The 25,691-nt window shown below is 56.5% G+C and carries 17 protein-coding genes; 6 read left to right on the plus strand and 11 right to left on the minus strand.

Translation table 11 applies throughout. The annotated features are described in order from the left end of the window. Nucleotides 1–7: 7 nt before the first annotated feature. From dmsA to lrp, 6 genes are all read right to left on the minus strand, one after another. Nucleotides 8–2,446, minus strand: a complete 2,439-nt coding sequence (gene dmsA / locus GRPL_RS04570; RefSeq protein ID WP_032695658.1) for a dimethylsulfoxide reductase subunit A — start codon at nucleotides 2,444–2,446, stop codon at nucleotides 8–10. A gap of 201 nt (nucleotides 2,447–2,647) precedes the next feature. Then, the gene (serS, locus tag GRPL_RS04565) at nucleotides 2,648–3,940 is read right to left on the minus strand and encodes a serine--tRNA ligase (protein WP_032688604.1); all 1,293 of its coding nucleotides are present in this window, start codon (nucleotides 3,938–3,940) and stop codon (nucleotides 2,648–2,650) included. A 91-nt stretch (nucleotides 3,941–4,031) separates the two neighbouring features. Further along, complete coding sequence (gene rarA / locus GRPL_RS04560) at nucleotides 4,032–5,375, minus strand: replication-associated recombination protein RarA (protein ID WP_032700448.1); 1,344 nt, start codon at nucleotides 5,373–5,375, stop codon at nucleotides 4,032–4,034. An 8-nt stretch (nucleotides 5,376–5,383) separates the two neighbouring features. Beyond that, nucleotides 5,384–5,995, minus strand: coding sequence for an outer membrane lipoprotein periplasmic chaperone LolA (gene lolA, locus GRPL_RS04555; RefSeq protein ID WP_004860037.1), 612 nt, complete (start codon nucleotides 5,993–5,995; stop codon nucleotides 5,384–5,386). 123 nt (nucleotides 5,996–6,118) lie between these two features. After that, nucleotides 6,119–10,036 carry a DNA translocase FtsK gene (gene ftsK, locus GRPL_RS04550; RefSeq protein WP_032700449.1) on the minus strand — a complete coding sequence of 1,306 codons (3,918 nt, stop codon included), beginning with the start codon at nucleotides 10,034–10,036 and terminating at the stop codon, nucleotides 6,119–6,121. 135 nt (nucleotides 10,037–10,171) lie between these two features. Next, a complete protein-coding gene (lrp, locus tag GRPL_RS04545) occupies nucleotides 10,172–10,666 on the minus strand; it encodes a leucine-responsive transcriptional regulator Lrp (RefSeq protein WP_000228469.1) in 495 nt (164 codons plus the stop codon). Between the two features lie 535 nt (nucleotides 10,667–11,201). Here lrp and trxB point away from each other — a divergent pair. The 5 genes from trxB (at nucleotide 11,202) to infA (ending at nucleotide 17,240) form a co-directional block, all read left to right on the plus strand. After that, nucleotides 11,202–12,170, plus strand: coding sequence for a thioredoxin-disulfide reductase (trxB, locus tag GRPL_RS04540; protein WP_004860029.1), 969 nt, complete (start codon nucleotides 11,202–11,204; stop codon nucleotides 12,168–12,170). A 114-nt stretch (nucleotides 12,171–12,284) separates the two neighbouring features. After that, nucleotides 12,285–14,051 carry a heme ABC transporter permease/ATP-binding protein CydD gene (gene cydD, locus GRPL_RS04535; RefSeq protein WP_032700450.1) on the plus strand — a complete coding sequence of 589 codons (1,767 nt, stop codon included), beginning with the start codon at nucleotides 12,285–12,287 and terminating at the stop codon, nucleotides 14,049–14,051. Further along, entirely contained in the window at nucleotides 14,052–15,773 is a 1,722-nt protein-coding gene (gene cydC, locus GRPL_RS04530; protein WP_032700451.1) for a heme ABC transporter ATP-binding protein/permease CydC, read from the plus strand. 159 nt (nucleotides 15,774–15,932) lie between these two features. Continuing rightward, the gene (aat, locus tag GRPL_RS04525) at nucleotides 15,933–16,637 is read left to right on the plus strand and encodes a leucyl/phenylalanyl-tRNA--protein transferase (protein WP_032700452.1); all 705 of its coding nucleotides are present in this window, start codon (nucleotides 15,933–15,935) and stop codon (nucleotides 16,635–16,637) included. Between the two features lie 384 nt (nucleotides 16,638–17,021). Beyond that, nucleotides 17,022–17,240 carry a translation initiation factor IF-1 gene (infA, locus tag GRPL_RS04520; protein WP_002211347.1) on the plus strand — a complete coding sequence of 73 codons (219 nt, stop codon included), beginning with the start codon at nucleotides 17,022–17,024 and terminating at the stop codon, nucleotides 17,238–17,240. Nucleotides 17,241–17,370: 130 nt separating this feature from the next. On the opposite strand, the gene clpA is transcribed toward infA, so the two are convergent. Both clpA and clpS read right to left on the minus strand, forming a co-directional pair. Beyond that, entirely contained in the window at nucleotides 17,371–19,650 is a 2,280-nt protein-coding gene (clpA, locus tag GRPL_RS04515) for an ATP-dependent Clp protease ATP-binding subunit ClpA (protein WP_032688638.1), read from the minus strand. 30 nt (nucleotides 19,651–19,680) lie between these two features. Further along, complete coding sequence (gene clpS / locus GRPL_RS04510; protein WP_004860017.1) at nucleotides 19,681–19,998, minus strand: ATP-dependent Clp protease adapter ClpS; 318 nt, start codon at nucleotides 19,996–19,998, stop codon at nucleotides 19,681–19,683. A gap of 325 nt (nucleotides 19,999–20,323) precedes the next feature. Here clpS and cspD point away from each other — a divergent pair, with 325 nt between their 5' ends. After that, on the plus strand, nucleotides 20,324–20,545 hold the full coding sequence (gene cspD / locus GRPL_RS04505; RefSeq protein ID WP_004860015.1) for a cold shock-like protein CspD: 222 nt from the start codon (nucleotides 20,324–20,326) through the stop codon (nucleotides 20,543–20,545). A 68-nt stretch (nucleotides 20,546–20,613) separates the two neighbouring features. On the opposite strand, the gene macB is transcribed toward cspD, so the two are convergent. From macB to GRPL_RS04490, 3 genes are all read right to left on the minus strand, one after another. Beyond that, complete coding sequence (gene macB / locus GRPL_RS04500; RefSeq protein ID WP_032700453.1) at nucleotides 20,614–22,560, minus strand: macrolide ABC transporter ATP-binding protein/permease MacB; 1,947 nt, start codon at nucleotides 22,558–22,560, stop codon at nucleotides 20,614–20,616. After that, the gene (gene macA / locus GRPL_RS04495) at nucleotides 22,557–23,672 is read right to left on the minus strand and encodes a macrolide transporter subunit MacA (RefSeq protein ID WP_032688640.1); all 1,116 of its coding nucleotides are present in this window, start codon (nucleotides 23,670–23,672) and stop codon (nucleotides 22,557–22,559) included. The genes macB and macA overlap by 4 nt, the downstream gene beginning before the upstream one ends. A gap of 101 nt (nucleotides 23,673–23,773) precedes the next feature. After that, nucleotides 23,774–25,432, minus strand: coding sequence for an ATP-dependent endonuclease (locus GRPL_RS04490; protein WP_032688641.1), 1,659 nt, complete (start codon nucleotides 25,430–25,432; stop codon nucleotides 23,774–23,776). Nucleotides 25,433–25,691: the final 259 nt, after the last annotated feature.

Below are 25,691 nucleotides of genomic sequence, written 5' to 3' on the forward strand. Positions count from 1 at the left end.
TTATTCCTTACAGCTTCTCAACCTGGACCAGGTTGGTGTGCGATGGGTTACCTTTCGCCAAAGGCGACGGGCGTTGGGTGGTGAGCACGTTGATGCTCCCCGCCTGATCCACGCGTCCTGCGTCCGGGTTATACCAGGCGCCCTCACCCAGCGCGACAACGCCAGGCATCATCCGCGGCGTCACTTTGGCTTCGATATGCACTTCGCCGCGATCGTTGTAAATACGGATGCGATCGCCGTTGGCAATGCCGCGTTGTTTCGCGTCGAGCGGGTTAATCCACATCTCCTGACGACAGGCGGCCTTCAGCACATCGACGTTGCCGTAGGTGGAGTGAACGCGCGACTTGTAGTGAAAACCGGTCAGCTGCAGCGGGAATTTCGCCGTCAGCGGATCGTTATAGTTTTCGAAACCTGGCGTATAAATCGGCAGCGGATCGATCACATCGCCATCGGGGAGTTCCCAGGTGGCGGCAATTTTCGCCAGCGCCTGGGAATAGATCTCAATTTTGCCCGACGGGGTCTCCAGCGGATTAGCCTGCGGATTGTCACGGAATGCCTTATAGGCAACATGATGCCCTTCCGGGTCGCGCTGCTTGTAAATCCCCTGCTGACGGAAGGTATCGAAGTCAGGCAAATCGGGAATAGCCTTGCGGGAAAGCTCGTGCAGATAGCGCATCCAGCCTTCCTGAGTGCGGCCTTCGGTAAACTTCTGCTCCACGCCCATGCGTTTTGCCAGTTCCGTGGTCATGTCATAAATCGTTTTGCACTCAAAACGCGGTTTAATCACCTGGTCGGTGAAGATGACGTAGGACATGTTGCCGCAGGAAGCATCCAGCGCGAAGTCCATCTGTTCGGAAGCGGTGCAGTCCGGCAGCAGGATATCGGCATATTTTGCCGACGATGTCATGTGGCAGTCGATCACCACGATCATTTCGCACTTCTTATCATCCTGCAGGATTTCATGGGTGCGGTTGATATCAGAGTGCTGGTTAATCAGACAGTTACCGGCATAGTTCCAGATCATTTTAATCGGGACGTCCAGTTTATCTTTACCGCGCACGCCGTCACGCAGCGCCGTCATCTGTGGACCACGTTCAATCGCGTCGGTCCACATAAACATCGAGATGCTGGTCTCAACGGGGTTATCCAGCGTCGGCATACGCTCAAAAGGCAGGTCGTACGAACCTTCACGCGCGCCGGTATTACCTCCGTTGATGCCAACGTTACCGGTCAGAATCGACAGCATCGAGATAGCGCGGGTGGCGATTTCCCCATTCGCATGGCGCTGCGGCCCCCAGCCCTGGCTGATAAAGGCAGGTTTGGCTGTCGCAATTTCGCGTGCCAGCTGCACAATACGCTCGACCGGAATCCCGGTAATCGTCGATGCCCACTGCGGCGTTTTGGCAGTACCGTCGCTACCCTGACCGAGGATGTAAGCCTTGTAGTGGCCGTTGGCCGGCGCATCGGCAGGCAACGTTTTCTCGTCATAGCCGACGCAGTATTTATCGAGGAACGGCTGATCGACCAGGTTTTCGGTGATCATCACCCAGGCGAGCGCGGAAACCAGCGCGGCGTCGGTGCCTGGTCGAATCGGTATCCACTCATCTTCACGACCGGCGCCGGTATCGGTATAGCGCGGATCGACGATGATCATCCGGGCATTGGATTTTTGCCGCGCTTGCTCCAGGTAGTACGTTACCCCGCCGCCGCTCATCCGCGTTTCGCCGGGGTTGTTGCCGAACAGCACCACCAGTTGGCTGTTTTCGATATCCGATGGGCTGTTACCGTCGGCCCAGCCGCCGTAGGTGTAATTCAGGCCCGCGGCAATTTGCGCCGATGAATAATCGCCATAGTGGTTAAGGTAACCGCCGCAGCAGTTCATCAGACGTGCGATGAGCGTTTTTCCCGGTGGCCAGGAGCGGGTCATGGTGCCGCCAAGAGTACCGGTACCGTAATTCAGATAGATAGATTCGTTACCGTAATCTTTAATCAGGCGCTGCATATTGCTGGCGATAGTATCGAATGCTTCTTCCCAGCTGATGCGCTCAAATTTTCCTTCCCCGCGTTTGCCAACGCGCTTCATGGGATACTTCAGACGATCGGGGTTGTAGACACGGCGACGCATGGAACGCCCGCGCAAACAGGCGCGTACCTGATGCAGGCCGTCATAGTTGTCGTCGCCGGTATTATCCGTTTCAACGTATTTAATTTCGCCATCAACCACATGCATACGCAGCGGACAACGGCTGCCGCAGTTCACGGTACAGGCACTCCAGGTGACCGTTTCCTTCACCGGTGCCAGAGCGTCTGCAGCATGGGCAATGCGTGTAAACGGTAGGGTAAATGCGCTGCTGGCCATCGCCAGACCGCCAATTGCCGTGGTTTTCATTAAACCACGCCGGCTTACTTCGGCAGCCAGTAAAGCATCGGGGGCTTTAATTTTCATGGATACTCGCTTTGGTTGCTCACAATTCACTGACAATCGTTATATAGATACATATATAACGAATTTAATCTTTTATAGTTTTTTATGCTGCGCTAACACCAAGGGAGTATGGGGGGAATCGCCAGAGGGATTATTGCCCGGCATCAATAAGGGGATAAAAAAAAAGCGCCCGAAGGCGCTTTTGAGAAACAGGTAAAAAAATCAGCCGATAAATTCGAGGCCGCGCATATAGGGGCGCAGAATTTCCGGGATTTCGATACGACCATCCGCCTGCTGATAGTTTTCCATCAGCGCGACCAGGGTACGACCTACCGCCAGCCCGGAACCGTTCAGCGTATGCACCAGACGGGTTTTCTTGTCGGACTTGCTGCGGCAGCGTGCCTGCATACGACGCGCCTGGAAGTCCCAGACGTTAGAGCAGGAGGAGATTTCACGATAGGTGTTCTGTGCCGGAACCCAGACTTCCAGATCATACGTTTTGCATGCGCTGAAGCCCATATCACCGGTGCAGAGCGCCACTTTGCGGTATGGCAGACCCAGCAGCTGCAGAACTTTTTCCGCATGGCCGGTCATCTCTTCCAGCGCCGCCATCGAATCTTCCGGACGCACGATCTGCACCATTTCCACTTTGTCGAACTGATGCATACGAATCAGACCGCGGGTATCACGGCCGTAGGATCCCGCCTCAGAACGGAAACACGGCGTGTGAGCGGTCATTTTGATCGGCAGATCGTCTTCGTCGATGATCTCATCGCGAACGAGGTTGGTCAGCGGTACTTCCGCAGTGGGAATCAGCGCATAGTTGCTGCTATCCGCTTCTTCTTCCAGCGGGCGCGTATGGAACAGATCGCCGGCAAATTTCGGCAGCTGACCGGTACCGTACAGCGTCTCCTGGTTCACCAGGTACGGCACATAGTTTTCACTGTAGCCGTGCTGTTCGGTATGCAGATCCAGCATGAACTGCGCCAGCGCACGATGCAGACGGGCCAGTTGCCCTTTCATCACCACAAAACGGGAGCCGGTCAGCTTAACGGCTGCGGCAAAGTCCAGCCCGCCGTGCATTTCGCCCAGCGTCACGTGATCGCGGACGTCAAAATCGAACTCGCGCGGCGTACCCCAGCGGCTGACTTCAACGTTGTCGTTTTCGTCGCGGCCGGCCGGAACGTCGTCGTGCGGAATGTTCGGGATAGTCAACGCGATATCGCGGATCTCTGCCAGTAACACGTCCAGTTCGGCTTTCGCCGCATCCAGCTGTTCGCCAAGTTTGTTGACTTCCTGGCGTAATGGCTCGATATCTTCCCCGCGCGCTTTCGCCTGGCCAATGGATTTCGATCGGGAGTTACGCTCCGCCTGCAGGTTTTCCGTTTCAACCTGCAGAACTTTACGACGCTCTTCCAGAGCGCGCAGTTTATCTACATCCAGCTTAAAGCCCCGGCGTGCCAGTTTTTCAGCGACTGCGTCTGGCTCGGTACGCAGCAGATTGGGATCGAGCATGCTTATCCTGTGCTTATCGAATAAATAAAAGAAAAGTGGCCGCAGACTACGACCACCGGGATATCTTGATAACCTTACCGCAACGTCTCTGTTAGCGGTAGCGTTTTATGGGGCTATTTTGATCCTGTTCGGTAAGCCAGGCGAGCTTTTCGCCAATTTTCCCTTCGAGCCCCCGATTTGTTGGCCGATAATAACGAGTTTGAGCCATTTCCTGCGGGAAATAGGCTTCCCCGGCAGCATAGGCGTTTGGCTCATCATGGGCATAGCGATACTCCTGCCCATAGCCCATCTCTTTCATCAAGCGGGTTGGCGCGTTGCGCAGATGCACCGGCACATCATAATCCGGACGCTCGCGGGCATCGGCCATGGCGGCTTTAAATGCCGTGTAGACCGCGTTGCTCTTCGGCGCGCAGGCGAGATAAACGATGGCCTGCGCAATAGCGCGCTCGCCCTCCGCGGGCCCGACTCGGGTAAAACAGTCCCAGGCAGAGAGCGCGACCTGCATAGCTCGCGGGTCAGCATTTCCGACATCTTCTGAAGCGATCGCCAGGCAGCGTCGGGCCACATACAGCGGATCGCCGCCGGCGGTGATGATACGTGCGTACCAGTACAGCGCCGCATCCGGCGCGCTGCCGCGCACGGACTTGTGCAGCGCGGAAATCAGATCGTAGAAACGGTCGCCTTTATTATCAAACCGCGCGCTGCGTTCACCGGCAATTTCGGTCAGCAGTTCCGCTTTCAGCACCCGGTTGCCGGTGGCATCCGTCTCTGCCATATCGGCCATCATTTCCAGCGTATTCAGCGCCCGGCGCGCATCGCCGTTAACCAGCCCGGCGATAGCCTGCCGAGTATCATCCGGCAGCACGATATTTTGCCCGCCATAGCCACGATCTTTATCGTTCATCGCCTGCGTGAGCACATGCTCAATATCCTCGCTGGACAACGATTTCAGCAGATACACGCGCGCCCGGGATAGCAGCGCGGAATTGAGTTCAAAAGAGGGGTTTTCCGTCGTCGCGCCGATGAAGGTGATGGTGCCGTCTTCAATATGCGGTAAAAATGCATCCTGCTGGCTTTTATTGAAACGATGGACTTCATCAACGAACAGAATGGTGCGGCGTCCGGCATTGCGGTTCTGTCTGGCGCGCTCGATCGCTTCGCGGATCTCTTTTACGCCGGAGGTCACCGCCGAGATCCGTTCAACATCGGCGCTGGCATAGCGAGCAATCACTTCAGCCAGCGTAGTTTTACCGGTGCCAGGCGGCCCCCATAAGATCATCGAATGCAGATGCCCGGCCTCAATCGCCCGCGGCAAAGGTTTCCCCGGCGCCAGCAGATGCTGCTGGCCGATGTACTGCGCTAAATTTTCTGGCCGCATGCGGGCGGCCAGAGGTTGAAACGCATTGTCGGAAAAATCGAGCGACAGATTGCTCACATTCGCCTCTACTTACGTTGATCGTCCACCGTCACCCCTTTCGGCGGTGTAAAGGTGAACTTCGATGCATCGACCGCACCGTTTTGCTGAGACTTCAGCTGGTAGCTGCTGCGCTGGTCATCCTGCTCTACCGCGCTGAACTGATGGATGGTCCCGTCGCGGCCCACGTTAATCGTAAACTGCTTCAGGTTGCCGCCGCCGCTTTTTGGCGTCAGGACAAAATCATCGCCGTTTTGCTTGATGTTGTACTGCTGCCAGTCGTTGGACTGGTTGCGGGCAATCAGCATAAACGGCGTGTTGCTGGTGGCGTCTTTCAGCCAGGTGACGGTTGCCTGCTCCACAAACGGGTTGTAGAACCACAGGGTCTTCCCGTCAGAGACCAGAATGCTTTCATCCGGCTGGGTCATATGCCAGTTAAACAGATTCGGACGTTTAACCCACAGGTCGCCCTGTCCGTCCTGCACGGCGTTACCGCTGCCATCGGTCACTTTTTGGGTGAAGCTGGCATGGAAGCTGCTCACTTTATCGAGGCGGCTTTTCAAATCACTGGCGGCATCCGCCCAAACCTGGCTCACGACAAATCCAGACAGTAATGCACAGGTGATTGCGAGTTTTTTCATTGTTATTCCTTAATGTGCGTCACTCCCGACGCGGGAGCCTCTTCTGCCTCCTAATTTAGGGCCGCCTGGCACGGCGGAACAGCAGAACAGGCTGATTTTGCGCTTATTTACCCAACTTTGCACTTACTCGAAGGGCGGCGGCGCCAGCACTTCACGGTTACCATTATGGCCCTGCTCGCTGACGATACCCTGCGCTTCCATCTGTTCGATAATACGTGCCGCACGGTTATATCCGATGCGGAACTGACGCTGAACGCCGGAAATCGAGGCTTTACGTTTTTCAGTGACGAAGTTTACGGCCTGATCGAACAACGGATCCAGCTCTTCACCACCGTCAAAGCCGCCGCTGCCGCCTTCGCTTTCACTATCTGACGTAATGCCGTCAACATACTGCGGACGCCCGCGCGCTTTCCAGTCCTGAACCACGGCGTGGACTTCCTGGTCGCGAACAAACGCGCCGTGGACACGAACCGGCATGGTCGAGTTCGGCCCGGAATAAAGCATATCCCCCATCCCCAGCAGTGATTCCGCACCGCCCTGATCGAGGATGGTACGCGAGTCAATTTTGCTCGAGACGGTGAAGGCGATACGCGTCGGAATGTTCGCTTTAATAAGACCGGTAATCACGTCAACCGACGGACGCTGGGTTGCCAGCACGAGGTGAATACCCGCCGCACGCGCTTTCTGCGCCAGACGAGCAATCAGCTCTTCGACCTTCTTGCCGACGGTCATCATCAGGTCGGCGAATTCATCCACCAGAACGACGATATACGGCAGTTTTTCCAGCACCGGATGGACGGCATCCATACTGTCGCCCGGTTTCCAGTACGGATCCGGAATCGGACGGCCCATACGCGCCGCTTCGGCGATTTTCTCGTTGTAACCCGCCAGGTTACGCACGCCCAGCGCCGACATCAGCTTGTAGCGACGCTCCATTTCGTTCACGCTCCAGCGCAGTGCGTTAGCGGCGTCTTTCATATCGGTGACGACTTCGGTCAGCAGATGCGGGATCCCTTCATAGACCGACAGTTCAAGCATTTTCGGGTCGATCATAATGAAGCGCACATCTTCCGGCTGCGCTTTATAAAGCATGCTGAGGATCATGGCATTCACCCCAACCGATTTACCGGAACCGGTGGTACCAGCAACCAGCAGGTGCGGCATTTTTGCCAGATCGGCAACGACCGGATCGCCGGCGATGTCTTTACCCAGCACCACGGTGAGCGGCGATGGGTTATCGCGGAATTTGGTGTTATCCAGCACTTCACGCAGATAAACGGTCTGACGTTTTTTATTCGGCAGTTCCAGACCCACGTACGGTTTACCCGGAATCACTTCCACGACGCGCACCGCAATGGTGGACAAGGAGCGGGCCAGGTCACGCGAAAGGTTTGAAATCCGCGCGGCCTTCACGCCCGGCGCCAGATTCAGTTCGAAGCGAGTGATAACCGGGCCTGGCGAGTAGTTCACCACATCGGCTTTAATACGGAAGTCAGCCAGACGGGCCTCAACCAGGCGCGCCATTTGCTCCAGCGCGAAGGTATCCACCGGCTCGACCTCGCTCGGCGGCGGGGTCAGCAGATCCAACGACGGCAGCGGCGTCGTCGGCCGTTGCATCGGCTGGCTGTTGCCGTTACGCATCAGCAGCGGGTGAATCAGGCTATCCTGCGGCGGCACTGCGGCTGTCTGCTGCGGCATGTGGCCCTGATGGGCTTGCTGCGGCTGATAGCTCTGTGCGGCAGGCTGAGGCTGCTGCGGAGGTTGAACCGGCTGCACAGGTTGTTGATACGGTTGTTGTACCGGCGACGATTGCGCCGGTTGTTGATACCGTTGGACGGGCTGCTGGTACTGCTGCACCGGCGGCTGAGTCTCCGGCATCGGCGTGAACAGCGGTTCGCTCGGACCGTCATCGACCAGCGCTTTCATCGGCGAGAAATCATAATCCGCAGGAGAGAACGGCGTTGCGCCCTGCGGCTGTTCGCTGCTGTAGCGCTGCTGCTGCGACGCCGCAAACTGACGGGCCAGTTCAGCTTCAGCTGCGGAGTCATCCTCTTCATCCTGCGCGTAGACTTCGCCGTAACGCTGCTGCTGGGTGGCGGCAAACTGGCGCGCCAGTTCGTCCTGTTCCAGCGCGTCCGCTTCTTCATCCGTTAACGGCTCGTCGTCATAGGCCTGATTCAGCTCCGCTTTACGCGCCCGCTCTTCAGCCATACGTTGCGACGGCAGTTTAATACCATACGATGCCAGCTCACGGCGCGTAGGGACGCGGACATGATTAGGACGCGGCAGTTTTGGACCAATCCCCTCTTTCACCTGCGCACGCGGCCCACCGGATGCCGGACTGAATAACGGCGCAGCAGATGATGCGGCGGAAGCAACCGTCGCCGCCGTTGCACCAGCGCTCGTCGCCTGGTGTACACCGGCGGCAAGGGTGGTCACCGCTGCGGCTTCGACCGGAGAGGCTGGCGGTGGTGTAACAGGCCGTGTGGCGACCGGGCTTGCCGGCTCAGGGATCGGCTGATACCAGGCGGCCAGCTGCTCACGTTCGCGCGCACGTTTTTCTTCGACTTCTTCAAAATAATACATCGGCGGACGCTGCGGCTTCACCTCTTCCTGCGGCGCTTCAGGCGCTACGGCAGGGGCGGCTGCCGGCGGATCCGGTTGGTAAACCGGCTGCTGTACCGGCGCCTGCTCAGGCTGATACGCCTGATGCTGCGGGTAGGACGGCTCCGGCTGGTAAACCGGCTGCTGTACCGGCGCCTGCTCAGGCTGATACGCCTGATACTGCGGGTAGGACGGCTCCGGCTGGTAAACCGGCTGCTGCACCGGCGCCTGCTCAGGCTGATACACCTGATGCTGCGGGTAGGACGACTCCGGCTGATAAACCGGCTGCTGTACCGGCGCCTGCTCAGGCTGGTACGCCTGATGCTGCGGGTAGGACGGCTCCGGCTGGTAAACCGGCTGCGGCGCGTGCTCAGCTACCGGTTCAGCCCATGCCTGTGGCGCTGCGGTTGCAGCAGCTGCTGCTGCCAGCGGATCGGCAATGCTGTGACCATTTAATAGCGGATCGTAAGGGTCAAAATCCCCCGGCCGCGCGGCGCTGGCGCCAGAGAACAACACATCGTCAGCATCGCCAGGACGTGCGGCGCTGGAGCCCGAAAAGAGTACATCGTCCGCCGCTACGGGCGCGCCGTTGGCGCTGAACTGTACATCCTCTTCGGCATCATCCATACGCTTGCCAGAGAACAGCGCGGCATCGGTTTTACGCCCCATCGGATTGGAGAATTTCTCCGCCAGACGCTGACGGCGAGCGAGCGCGCTGCGTAAAATGCGCGCACGACGAGATTCCTGCGGTTTGACTGCGTCGTCGTAGTCGTCTTCATCGTCTTCGTATTCGTCCTCATCCACCCAGGTATCGTCCCGTCGGGTACGGTTGCTGGCGAAGGTCAGAACAGACAAAATCGCACCGCCGAGTTTTTCGGCAATGCTGACCCATGACCAACCGGTAAACAGCGTTAAACCGGCCGCCCAGATGCAGAGCAACGCAATAGTGCCGCCGCTGCTGTGCAGCAACGGTTGCAGAGTGGTACTCAGTAAACTGCCGATCACGCCGCCGGAGGCAAAATACCAGATATCATCAGCGTTAATCGCGGCCAGGCCGCAGGAGGTCAGAATCAGCGCCAGTGCGCCAATTAAGCGTAGCGAAACAGCGAAGTAGTCGATGTACTCGTCGCTGGCCTGATTACGCCAGGCGAACCAACAACCGCCGATAATAATCACGGGAATGGTGTAAGCCATTACGCCAAAAATGAAAAATAGCGTATCGGCAAGCCAGGCTCCCGGAATGCCACCTATGTTATGAATAGGTTCATGCCAGGCCGTTTGCGACCAGCTAGGATCCGAGGGATTAAAGCTCAGTAATGCCGCCATCAGCCAGATGGCAAACAGGGAGCAAAGGATGAGTAACGCCTCAAGGAGTCGGCGCCCGCTGCTTAACTTGGTCAGTTTGACTTCTTTGTCTTCGGTGTATTCCTGGCTCAAAAAAGGCTCTCCAGGTATCAGGCTGTTTCCTGCCTGCTGCTAAAACGGACAACAGTGCCGGGTCACCCCGGCACTGTTGCTGTATGGATTAACAGGAGTGTAATCAAACTACATCGATTTTGCACCTGTTCCGTGTTAGCGCGTCTTAATTACCAGACGATTACTTTGCTTGACTTCTTCCATTACCACGTAGGTACGGGTGTCGTTCACGCCCGGCAGACGTAGCAGGGTCTCGCCCAGTAATTTGCGATACGCTGACATATCCGGCACGCGGGTTTTCAACAGATAGTCGAAATCACCGGATACCAGATGACACTCTTGAATTTCTTCAAGTTTTTGCACAGCGGCGTTAAATTGCTCAAACACATCCGGCGCGCCACGATTCAGAGTAATCTCAACAAATACCAGAAGTGATGCATCCAGATAGTGCGGGTTGAGCAGCGCCGTATAGCCCTGAATAAAACCCTGTCTTTCCAGTCGACGCACGCGCTCAAGGCAAGGCGTCGGGGAAAGTCCCACCCGTTTAGAAAGTTCGACGTTTGAAATACGCCCGTCTTTTTGCAGCTCATTCAAAATATTACGATCGATGCGGTCGAGATCTTTGCCAGGGCGCTTCTTGCTATCTACCATTATTATTGTCTCTCTGTATTCCTTCCCTACTCCTGTTCCGACTCAGAGCCTTCACTGCCCGAGTCCATCCTGTTCTTACCCGTATACGACATTGAGTAACCCCAGGGGTACGTGAGAAGCCCGTTGCCTGACGGCAGCCACCGACATCACGCATGGCGTCTGTCCACACCATGCGTAGATTTCGCTAACCCGGATAAAAATGGCATTTGCGTGCATGAAAATTCGCCGCACGCGAAACACTGCTTTTTGTCTTCCATGAATGTTTTCGCAAAAGCACAGGGGATTGTCAAAGCAAAACATCGATTTTTAGTACAAGATGCCAGATATTCATTATCCGCCCCCGGTGATTCTCATGTTTTCCTCTTATAATTGTCCCGACGACAGTAGAATTAGTTATATTCTTCGCACGTAAAATCGCCAGTTCATTGGCGGCCTCTATTGCACATATCGTTAACAAAACTGCTGCGCTCTTTTTTTACGTCAACAAATTCCCTACAATCCAGCCCAATGTATGCCAATAAATTATGGGGATCTCATGGGCACGACCAAACACAGTAAACTGCTTATTCTTGGTTCTGGACCTGCGGGATATACCGCTGCAGTCTACGCCGCGCGCGCAAACCTGCAGCCGGTACTGATTACCGGCATGGAAAAAGGCGGTCAGCTGACCACCACCACGGAAGTGGAAAACTGGCCGGGCGATCCCAACGATCTGACCGGGCCGCTGCTGATGGAACGGATGCACGAACATGCGACGAAATTCGATACCGAAATTATTTTCGACCATATCAATAGCGTCGATCTGCAAAACCGTCCTTTCCGCCTGGTCGGCGACAGCGGCGAGTACACCTGTGACGCGCTGATTATCGCCACCGGCGCTTCAGCACGCTATCTGGGGCTCCCGTCAGAAGAAGCCTTCAAAGGACGCGGCGTTTCCGCCTGTGCGACCTGCGACGGATTCTTCTATCGCAACCAGAAAGTGGCCGTCATCGGCGGCGGCAATACCGCGGTGGAAGAAGCCCTGTACCTGTCTAACATCGCCTCCGAAGTCCACCTGATTCACCGCCGTGATACCTTCCGCGCCGAAAAAATCCTGATTAATCGTCTGATGGATAAAGTGGCCAACGGAAATATCGTGCTGCATACCCATCGCACGCTGGAAGAAGTGACGGGCGACCAGATGGGCGTCAGCGGTCTGCGTCTGCGTGATACGCAGAATGCCGACAATGTCGAGTCTCTGGAGGTCGCGGGTCTGTTTGTGGCGATTGGCCACAGCCCCAACACGGCCATTTTCGAAGGCCAGCTGGCGCTGGAAAACGGCTATATCAAAGTGCAGTCCGGGATCCACGGCAATGCCACCCAGACCAGCATTCCGGGCGTATTCGCCGCAGGTGATGTGATGGACCATATCTATCGCCAGGCCATCACCTCTGCCGGTACCGGCTGTATGGCGGCGCTGGATGCTGAACGTTATCTTGATGGTTTAGCTGACGCGTGCAAATAATCTTTACAAGTCAGTAACAAAGGTAAAGAAGGCGACGAAAAGTCGCCTTTATTTTTTCCTCGTTGTAACATTGCGTGGCCTAAAAACCTCATAACTACACCTGCTAAGTGCGCAATGAATAAAACCCGTCAACAAGAGTTAACACGCTGGTTAAAAGAGCAAAGCATTCTCTCCCGTCGCTGGTTGATGATTTCCCGCGCGCTGGGCGTCATTAGCGGCCTGCTGATCGTCGGTCAGGCCTGGCTGCTGGCGCGGATCCTTCATCGCATGATTATGGAGAATATTCCGGCGACGGCGCTGGTATTGCCGTTTATCGTCCTGGTGCTGATTTTTGTTCTGCGGGCCTGGGTGGTATGGCTGCGCGAGCGGGTAGGTTTCTATGCCGGGCAGCATATTCGCTATGAAATACGCCGCCAGGTGCTCGATCGCCTGCAGCAGGCCGGTCCCGCGTGGATTCAGGGGAAACCCGCCGGAAGCTGGGCGACGCTGGTGCTTGAGCAAATTGACGATATGCACGACTACTACGCGCGCTATCTCCCGCAGATGACCCTCGCCGCCAGCGTCCCGCTGCTGATTGTCATCACCATTTTCCCGATAAACTGGGCGGCGGCGCTGATTCTTCTCGGCACCGCCCCGCTGATCCCGCTGTTTATGGCGCTGGTCGGCATGGGCGCGGCGGAGGCTAATCGCCGCAACTTTCTGGCGCTCGCTCGCCTGAGCGGCCACTTTCTCGACCGTCTGCGCGGGATGGAAACGCTGCGTCTCTTTCACCGTGGCGAAGCGGAGACGGACAATATTCGCCATGCTTCCCAGGATTTCCGCCAGCGGACGATGGAAGTGTTACGCCTCGCCTTTCTCTCCTCCGGCGTACTGGAGTTTTTCACCTCGCTTTCCATTGCTCTGGTTGCGGTTTACTTCGGTTTCTCCTATCTCGGAGAGCTCAACTTTGGCCACTATGGCGTAGGCGTCACCCTGATGTCAGGTTTCCTGGCCCTGATCCTGGCGCCGGAGTTTTTCCAGCCGCTGCGTGATTTAGGCACCTTTTACCATGCCAAAGCACAGGCCATCGGTGCCGCGGATAGTCTGAAAACGTTTATGGAAAAGCCGCTGGCGCAGGAAACTCGCGGCGAGAAGCTCCTCAGCGACAACGAACCGATCGGTCTCGAAGCGCGCGATGCGATCGTCAAATCGCCGGAAGGCAAAATCCTGGCGGGGCCGCTGAACTTTACGCTCCCTGCCGGTAAACGCGTCGTGCTGGTCGGTCAGAGCGGCTCCGGCAAAAGTTCGCTTTTGAATGCTTTGACCGGTTTTCTCCCTTACGACGGCTCGCTGTTGGTCAACGGCGTTGAACTGCGCGATCTTGACGCCAGCCGCTGGCATCGTCTGCTCAGCTGGGTGGGGCAGAACCCGCAGCTACCCGCCGCCACGCTTCGCGAAAACGTTCTGCTGGCCTGGCCGGAAGCCAGCGAAGCACAGCTTCAGCTTGCGCTGGATAAAGCCTGGGTGAGCGAATTCATCTCGCAACTGCCGCAAGGGATTAATACGCCGGTCGGCGATCAGGCGGGTCGTCTGTCCGTCGGGCAGGCGCAGCGTATCGCCGTGGCGCGGGCGCTGCTGGTACCGTGCCGGCTGTTATTGCTGGATGAGCCGGCCGCCAGCCTTGATGCGCATAGCGAACAGCGGGTCATGCAGGCGCTCTTTAATGCCTCTTCGCAGCAAACAACGCTGATGGTGACCCACCAGCTGGAAGGTATCGCCGACTGGGATGCCATCTGGGTGATGCAGGATGGGCAGATAGTCGAACAAGGGACGTATAGCCAGTTGGCGATGGCAAACGGGCCTTTTGCCGCCCTGTTAGCCCACCGTCAGGAGGAGATTTAAATGCGCGCACTATTACCTTATCTGGCGTTGTATAAACGCCATATCTGGCTGCTGACTCTCGGCGTGGTACTGGCTATCGTCACCCTGCTGGCCAGTATCGGCCTGCTGACGCTATCAGGCTGGTTCTTATCCGCTTCTGCCGTCGTTGGCGTCGCCGGTATTTACAGTTTCAACTATATGCTGCCGGCAGCCGGCGTTCGCGGTGCGGCGATTATCCGTACCGCCGGTCGCTATTTCGAACGTCTGGTCAGCCACGATGCCACCTTCCGCGTGTTACAGCATCTGCGGGTGTTTACCTTCAGTAAACTGCTCCCCCTCTCCCCTGCCGGGCTGGCGCGTTTTCGTCAAGGTGAACTCCTCAACCGGGTGGTCGCCGACGTCGACACCCTTGACCATCTCTATCTGCGGGTCATCTCGCCGCTGATCGGCGCACTGGTTGTCATTGTGGTGGTCACCGCAGGCTTAAGCATTCTCGATGTCACGTTGGCGCTGACGCTAGGCGGTATTATGCTGGTGACTCTACTGGTCCTGCCGCCGCTGTTTTATCGCGCCGGGAAACCCGCCGGTGAGAGTATCACGCAAATGCGCGGGCAATACCGTCAACAGCTAACCGCCTGGCTGCAAGGACAGGCTGAACTGATGCTGTTCAGCGCCAGCGACCGCTACCGCAAGCAGCTGGAAAAAACCGAGCAGCGCTGGCAGGATGCCCAGCGTCGTCAGGCGGAGCTGACGGCGCTGTCGCAGGCGCTGATGCTGCTGATCGGTGGCGTTGCTGTGGTTGCGATGCTGTGGCTCACCTCTGCTGGGGTAGGCGGCAACAGCCAACCCGGCGCGCTGATCGCCCTTTTTGTCTTCTGCGCGCTGGCGGCATTTGAAGCGCTGGCGCCGGTAACCGGCGCCTTTCAGCATCTCGGGCAGGTGATTGCTTCCGCCCGCCGAATTACGCAGATTACCGCGCAACAGCCGGAGGTCACTTTCACCGCCGGCAACGGGCAGGCGTTCGGGCAGGTCTCATTGACGTTGAACCAGGTCACCTTCAGCTATCCACAGCAGCCTTCTCCGGCGCTGGAAAATATCTCATTGCAGGTCGGCGCAGGGGAGCATATTGCCATTCTTGGCCGCACCGGCTGCGGTAAATCTACGCTGCTGCAGCTTCTGACCCGCGCCTGGGATCCGGCTGATGGCGAGATTTTACTCAACGACCAGCCGTTAACCCGGCTTAACGAGGCCACTTTGCGTCAGGCGATGAGCGTGGTTCCACAGCGCGTGCATCTGTTTAGCGCCACGCTGCGCGATAACCTGTTGCTGGCCGCTCCCGGCGCCAGCGATATCCAGCTGATGAAAGCTCTGGAGCGTGTCGGACTGGAAAAACTACTGGAAGATAGCGGTCTCAACGCCTGGCTGGGCGAAGGCGGCCGCCAGCTTTCCGGCGGTGAACTGCGCAGACTGGCCATTGCCCGTGCGCTGCTGCACGATGCGCCGCTGATGTTACTCGATGAGCCGACCGAAGGCCTTGATGCGACGACGGAGAGCCAGATTCTGGATTTACTGGCTGAAGTGATGCGTGAAAAAACCGTGCTGATGGTAACTCACCGCCTGCGCGGACTGGCGCGGTTTAATCGGATAATTGTCATGGACAACGGCAAGATTATTGAGCAAGGTAGTCACGCGGAACTGCTGGCTGAACAAGGGCGTTACTACCAGTTTAAGCAGCGTCTGTAGTCCGGCTGTTTCACGCCGTTTTGCGTATATACTCTATGAGTTTCAGGCGTGCTGAAAGAGCGGTCCGCTGCGTCCTGGCGTTGCCGGTATGGCGACGGACCATCCGCTTGAACCACAGCGAATATATTGAACAATTGCCTGGTGCGTATTGAGGTTAAAATGCGTCTGGTTCAGCTCTCCCGTCAGTCCATTGCCTTCCCTTCCCCGGAGGGAGCGTTACGCGAACCCAATGGCCTGCTGGCGCTCGGCGGCGATCTCAGTCCGTCGCGTCTGCTTATGGCCTATCAGCACGGGATTTTCCCCTGGTTTTCGCCGGGCGACCCGATTTTATGGTGGTCCCCCGATCCGCGGGCGGTGCTGTGGCCCGATCAGTTCCATCTCAGCCGCAGCATGAAGCGTTTTCACCAGCGATCGCCCTATCGCGTGACGCTGAACCACGCGTTTGGCCAGGTGATTGAAGGTTGTGCCGACAATCGCGATGAAGGGACATGGATCACCTCCAGCATCGTCAAGGCCTATCACCAGCTGCATGAGCTTGGCCATGCGCACTCGATTGAAGTGTGGCAAGGCGAGACGCTGGTGGGAGGAATGTACGGCGTAGCGCAAGGCGCGCTGTTTTGCGGCGAGTCAATGTTCAGCCGCGCGGAAAATGCGTCGAAAACGGCCTTGCTGATATTCTGCCAGGCGTTTATCCGCGACGGTGGGAAATTAATCGATTGCCAGGTCCTGAATAAGCACACGGCATCGCTGGGCGCCATCGAAATCCCCCGCCGCGATTATCTTGATGCGCTGTCGGTATTGCGCGCCCGTCGCCTGCCGGAAAGATTCTGGGTGCCCCGGGTGCTATTTACCGGCGATGTGTAAATGTTTTCAGCACATTTTTTACCGTGATGGTATAATTGCGCAGTAGAGTAGCTTCTGCCTGTTGCCCCGCCGCCGTTTGGGAATAATAAGAGTCAGATAACGCCCATCGTTCTGTCGCTCCCCTTTACGTTTGCGCCTGTCATGCGGCTTATCCGTGTGAATTCCGGGCAATGCGCCAAAACTACTTCAATGATTTTACCCTTAATAATTTTGGATGCGTCAGGTGGCACCGCAAAGCGCCTGGCTGCGTCAATAACTATGTAACCGAGTGAGCGAAGGCAGCCTGAAAGATAAAGTGCACAAACGTAAACCTTTACTTACTCGCTGAACTTCGGCATTATCTTGCCGGTTCAAAACTACGGTAGTGATACCCCAGAGGACTAGATGGCCAAAGAAGACAATATTGAAATGCAGGGCACCGTACTTGACACGTTGCCTAACACAATGTTCCGCGTAGAACTGGAAAACGGTCACGTGGTAACTGCGCATATTTCCGGTAAAATGCGTAAAAACTACATCCGCATTCTGACGGGCGACAAAGTGACTGTTGAGCTGACCCCGTACGACCTGAGCAAAGGCCGCATTGTCTTCCGTAGTCGCTGATAGTTTTCCGCCCTCGTGGCGTCAGATGCTGAAGGCCGGGATAATTCCCGGTCTTTTCATATCTGCAGCCGGCTAAAAGCGGCATAAAAAAACCGGCCCGCAGGCCGGTTTTTGCTATCACGGAGCGGCATTAATGTGCCGTTTCTGGTTTGTGCTTCTGCGCGCTCTGGAAGTCATAAGTCAACGCGCCCTTCTCTTTATCCAACGCAACGGTGACCTGTCCGCCGTCCACCAGCGAGCCGAACAGCAGTTCGTTAGCCAGCGGTTTCTTCAGGTTATCCTGAATCACGCGCGCCATCGGACGTGCGCCCATTGCCCGGTCGTAGCCTTTTTCTGCCAGCCAGTCACGCGCTTCCTGGCTCACTTCCAGCGAGACGCCTTTCTGATCCAGCTGAACCTGCAGCTCGACGATAAACTTATCCACCACCTGATGGATCACCGTCGTGGACAGATGATCGAACCAGATAATGTTGTCGAGACGGTTGCGGAATTCCGGGGTAAAGATCTTCTTGATCTCATCCATCGCATCCGGACTGTTATCCTGCTGGATAAGACCAATCGATTTACGCTCGGTCTCACGCACGCCGGCGTTGGTCGTCATCACCAGCACCACGTTGCGGAAGTCCGCCTTGCGGCCGTTATTGTCGGTCAGCGTACCGTTATCCATCACCTGCAGCAGCAGGTTAAAGACGTCCGGATGCGCTTTTTCGATCTCATCAAGCAGCAGTACCGCATGCGGATGTTTAATCACCGCATCGGTCAGCAGCCCGCCCTGATCGAAACCAACGTAGCCCGGAGGCGCGCCAATTAAGCGGCTGACGGTATGACGTTCCATATATTCAGACATATCAAAACGCAGCAGCTCAATGCCCAGCGCTTTCGCCAGCTGCACGGTAACCTCGGTTTTCCCGACTCCGGTCGGCCCGGCGAAGAGGAAAGAGCCGACGGGCTTGTGCTCGTGACCGAGGCCCGCGCGCGCCATCTTAATCGCTTCGGTTAACGCTTCGATCGCTTTGCCCTGGCCGAAGACCAGCATTTTCAGGCGGTCGCCGAGATTTTTCAGCGTATCGCGATCGCTCTGCGAGACGCTCTTCTCAGGAATACGGGCAATACGCGCCACCACGGACTCGATATCCGCAACGTTGACGGTTTTCTTCCGTTTGCTGGCCGGCATTAACCGCGCCCGCGCACCGGCTTCATCAATGACGTCAATAGCCTTATCCGGCAGATGGCGATCGTTAATGTATTTCACCGCCAGCTCCACCGCCGCACGCACCGCTTTCGCGGTATAGCGCACATCGTGGTGCGCTTCGTACTTCGGCTTCAGGCCGTTGATAATCTGCACCGTCTCTTCCACGGAAGGTTCGGTAATATCTATCTTCTGGAAGCGACGAGCCAGCGCCCGGTCTTTTTCGAAGATGTTGCTGAATTCCTGATAGGTTGTGGAACCCATCACCCGAATCTTGCCGCTGGAGAGCAGCGGTTTAATCAGATTAGCGGCATCGACCTGGCCGCCTGATGCCGCGCCCGCACCGATAATGGTGTGGATTTCATCAATAAACAGAATGCTGTTGGTATCCTGCTCAAGCTGTTTAAGCAGCGCTTTGAAACGTTTTTCAAAATCGCCGCGATATTTCGTGCCCGCCAGCAGGGAGCCTATATCCAGCGAGTAGATGGTGCAATCGGCCATGATTTCCGGCACGTCGCCCTGAACGATCCGCCAGGCCAGACCCTCGGCAATCGCGGTCTTACCCACGCCGGACTCACCCACCAGCAGCGGGTTATTTTTACGGCGGCGGCACAGCACCTGAATCGCGCGCTCCAGCTCTTTGTCGCGGCCGATCAGCGGATCAATTCCGCCGACGCGAGCAAGCTGATTAAGATTGGTGGTGAAGTTTTCCATACGTTCCTCCCCGCCTGCTTGCTCTTCATTGCTGGGCTGGCTTCCGCTGTTATCGGAAGACTGGCTCGGCTCGTCTTTGCGTGTACCGTGAGAGATGAAGTTGACGACGTCAAGACGGCTCACTTCGTGTTTACGCAGCAGATAGGCCGCCTGTGATTCCTGCTCGCTGAAAATCGCGACCAGAACGTTAGCGCCGGTCACTTCGCTGCGGCCGGAGGATTGTACGTGGAAGACGGCACGCTGCAGCACACGCTGAAAACTCAGCGTCGGCTGGGTGTCACGCTCTTCTTCCGTGGCGGGCAGAACGGGTGTGGTCTGTTCGATGAAGGCTTCAAGTTCCTGACGCAGCGCCACCAGGTCCACGGAACACGCTTCAAGCGCCTCGCGGGCCGAGGGGTTGCTGAGCAGCGCCAGCAGCAAGTGCTCGACGGTCATGAACTCATGACGGTGCTCGCGCGCTCTGGCGAAAGCCATGTTTAAACTGAGTTCCAGTTCTTGATTGAGCATAGGCACCTCCCCCAATTTTCACGCCTGTCTTCAGGCTTTCTCTAGCGTACACAGCAATGGATGCTCGTTCTCCTTCGCGTATTCATTCACCATCGCGACTTTGGTCTCCGCCACTTCTGCGGTAAATACACCACAAATCGCTTTACCTTGATAGTGAACCGTCAGCATCAGTTGCGTTGCACGTTCTACATCATAAGAAAAGAATTTTTGTAACACGTCAATAACAAACTCCATTGGAGTGTAGTCATCATTGAGCAATATCACTTTATACATAGATGGTGGTTTAAGCTCATTACGAACTTCGTCTTCTACCAGCTGATCGAAGTCCAGCCAATCTCTCTTACTCATCGTCAGTATTCATCATCGGTTGCTGTTGCCAACAGGCGGCGGCCTGTCGATGACCAGAGGCTATGCACAACGCAAATCTACAATAGATCATAGATAACTATCATCTATTACTTCCATCCGCGATGTCTGTCACATTCCCCGGCAATAGCGTTAACTGCTTCAAATTTTGACGCATTTTTCGCCTCCCACTACCGTCAATTGCTTGACGCATTTCCGTATTTCTCTAAATTGTACTAGCGAGAGTTGGCGAGCATTTGAACAACTCGTCACTCCACCACCGGTTCATTCCATCTTACTTATAAAGATTTACGAAGGATGTCGAAGTATGGAAATGGGTACTGTTAAGTGGTTCAACAATGCCAAAGGGTTCGGCTTTATTTGCCCTGAGGGCGGCGGCGAAGACATTTTCGCCCATTACTCCACCATCCAGATGGATGGTTACAGAACGCTTAAAGCCGGACAAGCCGTTCGGTTTGATGTTCACCAGGGGCCGAAAGGCAATCACGCCAGCGTGATTGTTCCTGTGGAAGCAGAAGCGGCTGCATAACTCTTTTGCTTCATTGTGTACATCCTGCCAGTAAAATGCCAGTCCTTCTGACTGGCATTTTTTTGTTTCTACTCGCGGGCCAGCGCATCCACCGGATCGAGGCGCGCGGCATTTCGCGCCGGCAGCCAACCAAACAGCACGCCGGTTAGCGTCGAGCACAAAAACGCCGTCAGCAGCGCCAGCGGAGAAAAACCGATCTCCCAGCCGGGTAAAAACAGCTGCAGAACCACCGCGATCATCAGCGATAAAGTCACGCCGAGCGCGCCGCCGACCAGACAGACTAAAACAGCCTCAATCAGAAACTGCTGCAGTACGTCGCTGGCCCGCGCCCCGACCGCCATCCGAATCCCAATTTCACGCGTTCGTTCGGTCACCGACACCAGCATGATATTCATAACGCCGATACCGCCCACCACCAGCGCAATCACCGCAACCAGCGTCAGAAACAGCTGTAATGTATGTGTGGTCCGTTCCGCCGTTTTCAAGATGCTGTCCATATTCCAGGTAAAAACATCTTTTTTGCCATGGCGCAACTCAAGCAAACGCAGCAGCTGCTGTTCGGCGGCGGCGCTGTCATACCCTTCCCTCACGCGAACGGTAATCGAATTGAGCCACGATTGCCCCATCACTCTCCCGGCCATGGTGGTGTACGGCAGCCAGACACGGAGGATTTTACTGCTGCCGAACATCGACTGCTTCTCATCCGCGACCCCGACGATGGTCGCCGGCATATTGCCGACGAGGATTATCTCCCCGACAACTCGCGTTTTGTGCGGAAACAGCTGGCGACGCGTATTGCTATCCAGCACCACCACCTGCGCCCGACTGTTGAGCTGCAGCTCGTTAAACGTATTGCCTTCGCTAAAGGTCATGCCGTAGACATTAAAATACTGTGGCCCGACCCCTTCCGCGCTGGCGGCAACATCGATATTGTCGGCACGCAGACGCAGGCTTTTCGACACCGCGGGCGTCGCCGAACTCACCCACGGCTGCTTCTGAATGGCCAGCAGATCGTCATATTTCAGCGCCTGCTGATAGCGGGGGTCGTCATCGCCAAAATCTTTACCGGGATAAACATCGATCGTGTTGGTGCCAATCGCGCGAATATCCGCCAGCACCATCTGCTTCGCCGCATCGCCGACCACCACGATCGACACCACCGACGCGATGCCAATAATGATGCCGAGCATGGTCAACAGCGTGCGCATTTTATTCGCCGCCATCGCCCGCCAGGCCATCACCAGCGCTTCACGAAAACCGCTGGTAAACTGGCGCCATGCGGAAGGCTCTTCACCGCCCAACGGCCGGGCTACCCCGCCGCTGACCGGACCTTTCGCCGGCGGGTTACGCACAATTTCCCCATCGTGGATCTCAATGATCCGTTCGGCCTGCGCCGCCACCTGCGGATCATGGGTGACGATAATCACCGTATGCCCCTGCGATTTCAGCTGGTGCAGAATCGCCATGACCTCTTCACCCGAGCGGCTGTCCAATGCGCCGGTCGGCTCATCGGCCAGAATCACCTCCCCGCCATTCATCAGCGCGCGGGCGATACTGACCCGCTGCTGCTGGCCGCCGGAGAGCTGCGAAGGTTGATATTCCGCTCTCTCTCCCAGACCAAGCCGCACCAGCAAATCATGCGCCCGGGCCAGACGTTCTCGTCGCTCGGCCCCGGCATACACCGCCGGGACTTCAACATTCTGCGCTGCCGTCAGGTGCGAGAGCAGATGGTAACGCTGGAAAATAAAACCAAAATGTTCCCGTCGCAGGCGGGCCAGCGCATCACCGCTGAGCGAGGAGACATCGGTTCCGGCAACGCGGTAGCTGCCGCTGGTCGGCTTATCGAGACAGCCAAGAATATTCATCAGCGTCGATTTTCCTGAACCCGATGCTCCGACAATCGCCACCATTTCACCAGCGGCAATGCTCAGCGTCACGCCCTTGAGCACGTCAACACTGCCGTCGCCGGAGAGGTAGCTGCGGCGGATATCACGCAGTTCCAGCAACGCCGTCATTTTGCCGTCCCGCTACGACTTTCGCCGACGATCACTTCATCGCCTTCTTCCAGCCCTTTCACCACCGCCACATCGGTATCGTTGCGCGCGCCGATAGTCACTTCGCGCTCTTTCACCTCGCCGGTGCGTAGCAGCCGCACGTGGTAACGGTTATCGCCGATGGCATCGCCCAGCGCGCTGAGCGGGATGGTGATGACATTTTTGACTTCCGCCATCTGGATATGTACCTGGGCCGTCATCTCCAGGCGCAGGATCCCCTGCGGGTTCGGCACTTCAAAGCGAGCGTAATAGAAAATGGCGTCGTTGACTTTTTCCGGGGTAGGTAAAATATCCTTCAGGCTCCCCTCGTAGCGGGTCAGCGGGTCGCCGAGCACGGTAAACCAGGCTTTTTGCCCCGGGCGAAGGTGAATCACGTCCGCCTCAGATACCTGAGCTTTGACCAGCATCGTACTGAGATCGGCCAGGGTCAGAATATTGGGCGCCTGCTGGGCGGCAATCACCGTTTGCCCCTGCAGGGTGGTAATTTGCGTCACTTCCCCAGACATCGGCGCCAGAATCCGCGTGTAGTCGAGGTTGGTTTTGGCGGTATCCAACGTCGCCTGATTACGCTTTATCTGCGCTTCAATGGTACCAATCTGCGCCTCTTTCACCGCCAAATCCGTCGCCGCCGTATCCAGCTCCTGGCGGGAAACCAGCTGGCGTTGGGCCAGCTGCTGCTGGCGAGCCAGGGTGACCGCGGCAAGCTTACGTTCGGCGCGCGCCTGATTCAGCTGGGCGCGCAGTTCCATCAACGTCGCGTCGACTTCTTTGATCTGGTTTTGCGCCTGCTCGGGGTCAATCACCCCCAGCAGCTGATCCTTCTGAACCTTGTCGCCGATATTCACGCGCAGCGTTTTTAACTGTCCGCTGACCTGCGCCCCGACATCGACTTTGCGCAGGGCGTCCAGTTTGCCGGTGGCCAGCACGCTCTGCTGTAAATCGCCTTTACGCACCACTAATGTCTGATACTGCGGCAGCGGCGCATTGAGTATCCGCCATCCCCAGAAGGCCAGCGCCAGCACGATAACGACCAGCAGCCACCAGACTTTCCTGCGTTTTCCATTGAGCTTCATAAAAATTCCTGATGTTTTCACTCGCAGAGCCAGGTGGTGATTCTATCCGCAGAGGGTAAAAACATAACGCTAAATTTGAATCATTCTTATTGTCACCACGCTTAGTCTGCCCGACCGCGCGCCAGCCACAGCACGCGGGAGAACATTTTTTTCAGCAGCGTCGGCACCGACTCCACGCCGCGGCGACCGGCCTCCATCGCCACCTCAATGGCCAGATCCGGTTTTGACGAGCGGTGAATCGCCTTGGTAATCACCCGTCGCATATTCATCGGCACATTCGCCGGTAGCTGCGCCACCCGATGATAAACATCGTTAAAGCCCTGGCGATACATAAAGTGCTCCATGTCCAGCGCCGGAAGCGTGGTCAGGTGCTCGCGTTCAAGATCGCGATCATCGTTGAGCAGGCCACGAACCGTCGCCGCATATTTTTTCCCCGCCTCATCGCCGTCGACCAGCACGTGCCATTGAATTCCCATCCGACGGGCAAACTTGATCAGCGGCTTCAGCCCCGACTGAGCAAATTCAATGACCTTGACCCCTTCAGCATCAAAATGATGCCCGCACTGCCGGGCCAGTTCGTTGATAACCCAGGTCTCGGTCTCCCCTTCAACCAGCAGCCAGCAGCGGGCAAACAGTGAGGAGGAGCGGTTAAAGCGAATGTGAAAAGCGATGCGCCGGCTATCTTCCGCATTCATTCCCCCAGGCCCAAGCCGCCAGGCCGATACGCGCGAGGATTCGCGCACCAGTCGGCAGACGTGTTCCACCGGCGTCAACGACAGGAGTTCGCCGGAATTGGTGGTTGTGACGCGCTGCAGCGGCAGCAAATTCAGTAAATGCCAGGCTACCGACAGCATAATAGGATGCAGACGCGTTTCCGGATCTTCAATCAACAGCAGAGGCCGCGCGTCGCGGTCGAGCCTTACCGTCCCTTTGGCCTGTAGCAGGGTTGAAAACAGGCCAAGCAGGATCACCCGATGGCTACGGCCGCCGGGCTTATCAATCATCCGGTTAATAATATCCAGGTAACGCCAGCTACGCTGTTCGTCATGCGAGTGACGACGCATCAGGCGGTGACGAGATTGCGCGCTACTCTGCTCGGCAAAATAGTGCTCCAGCAGTTGCACCATAGCCGATAGCCCCTGGCGTATCTGACTATCGGTTAAATTTTGCGGGTGATTCACCAGCTCGCGGGAGAGAAAATCCAGCTGGCGAGCGGTTATCTCAATCTGCGGCGAGTGCGGAACGGCATCATTATGAATGCGCCGCATAAAGCGCGCATCGCGCAGACGCAGAACCGGCATCAGCCGCACCAGGTGGCGCACCATTTCGTCAATATCGTCCAGCGCCAGCGCCTCGCCTCTGCTGTTGATAAAGCTGCGCAGCGTCATGACGCTGTTGTCATCGGTCAGCTCGCCTTCCAGGCGATAAAAAATGCGCTGATAGCCATCCTCGCAGGGCACCCAGCAGTCGCTCAGCGGACGAAAACGGCGCACCCGATGGTGGCCTGGCTCATTCTCGCGGAAGGTCAAAATGATATGCAGATGATGTTCACGTCCCTGAACATCGCCCGGCGGAAACCAGAAATCATCGCGGACGAAGTGATAGAGCTCAAATTCCGGCGAAAGCAGTAGCGTCAGCGCATCCAGCAGGCTGGATTTACCCCATGCATTCTCGCCGATCAAAACGTTATTTTGCTCCAGCATCAGCGATAAACGATTGATGCCGCGAAAACCGACGATTTCTACCCGCTCAAGATGCATATCTCCTCCGCTCAGTCACCACTTTCTCCTTCAATAATCAGCAGTATAGCGAGACATGCGTAAACATGACACTACCGGCCCAAACGCGGCCCCGAGCCGACGAGTGACATTGCCCGGGTTATGATTATTAACCGTGCTATTTATTCTGAAAATAATTCATTCGCCAAAGTGGTTATCTTTATTATTTTTGTTCTACACTTTTGTGCAATCACCAATGGTGCAAGGATTAAGATCACATTGCCCTAAATCAAATTAAATC

Origin of the sequence: Klebsiella planticola ATCC 33531 (genome assembly GCF_000735435.1) — a bacterium.
Lineage (GTDB): Bacteria > Pseudomonadota > Gammaproteobacteria > Enterobacterales > Enterobacteriaceae > Klebsiella > Klebsiella planticola.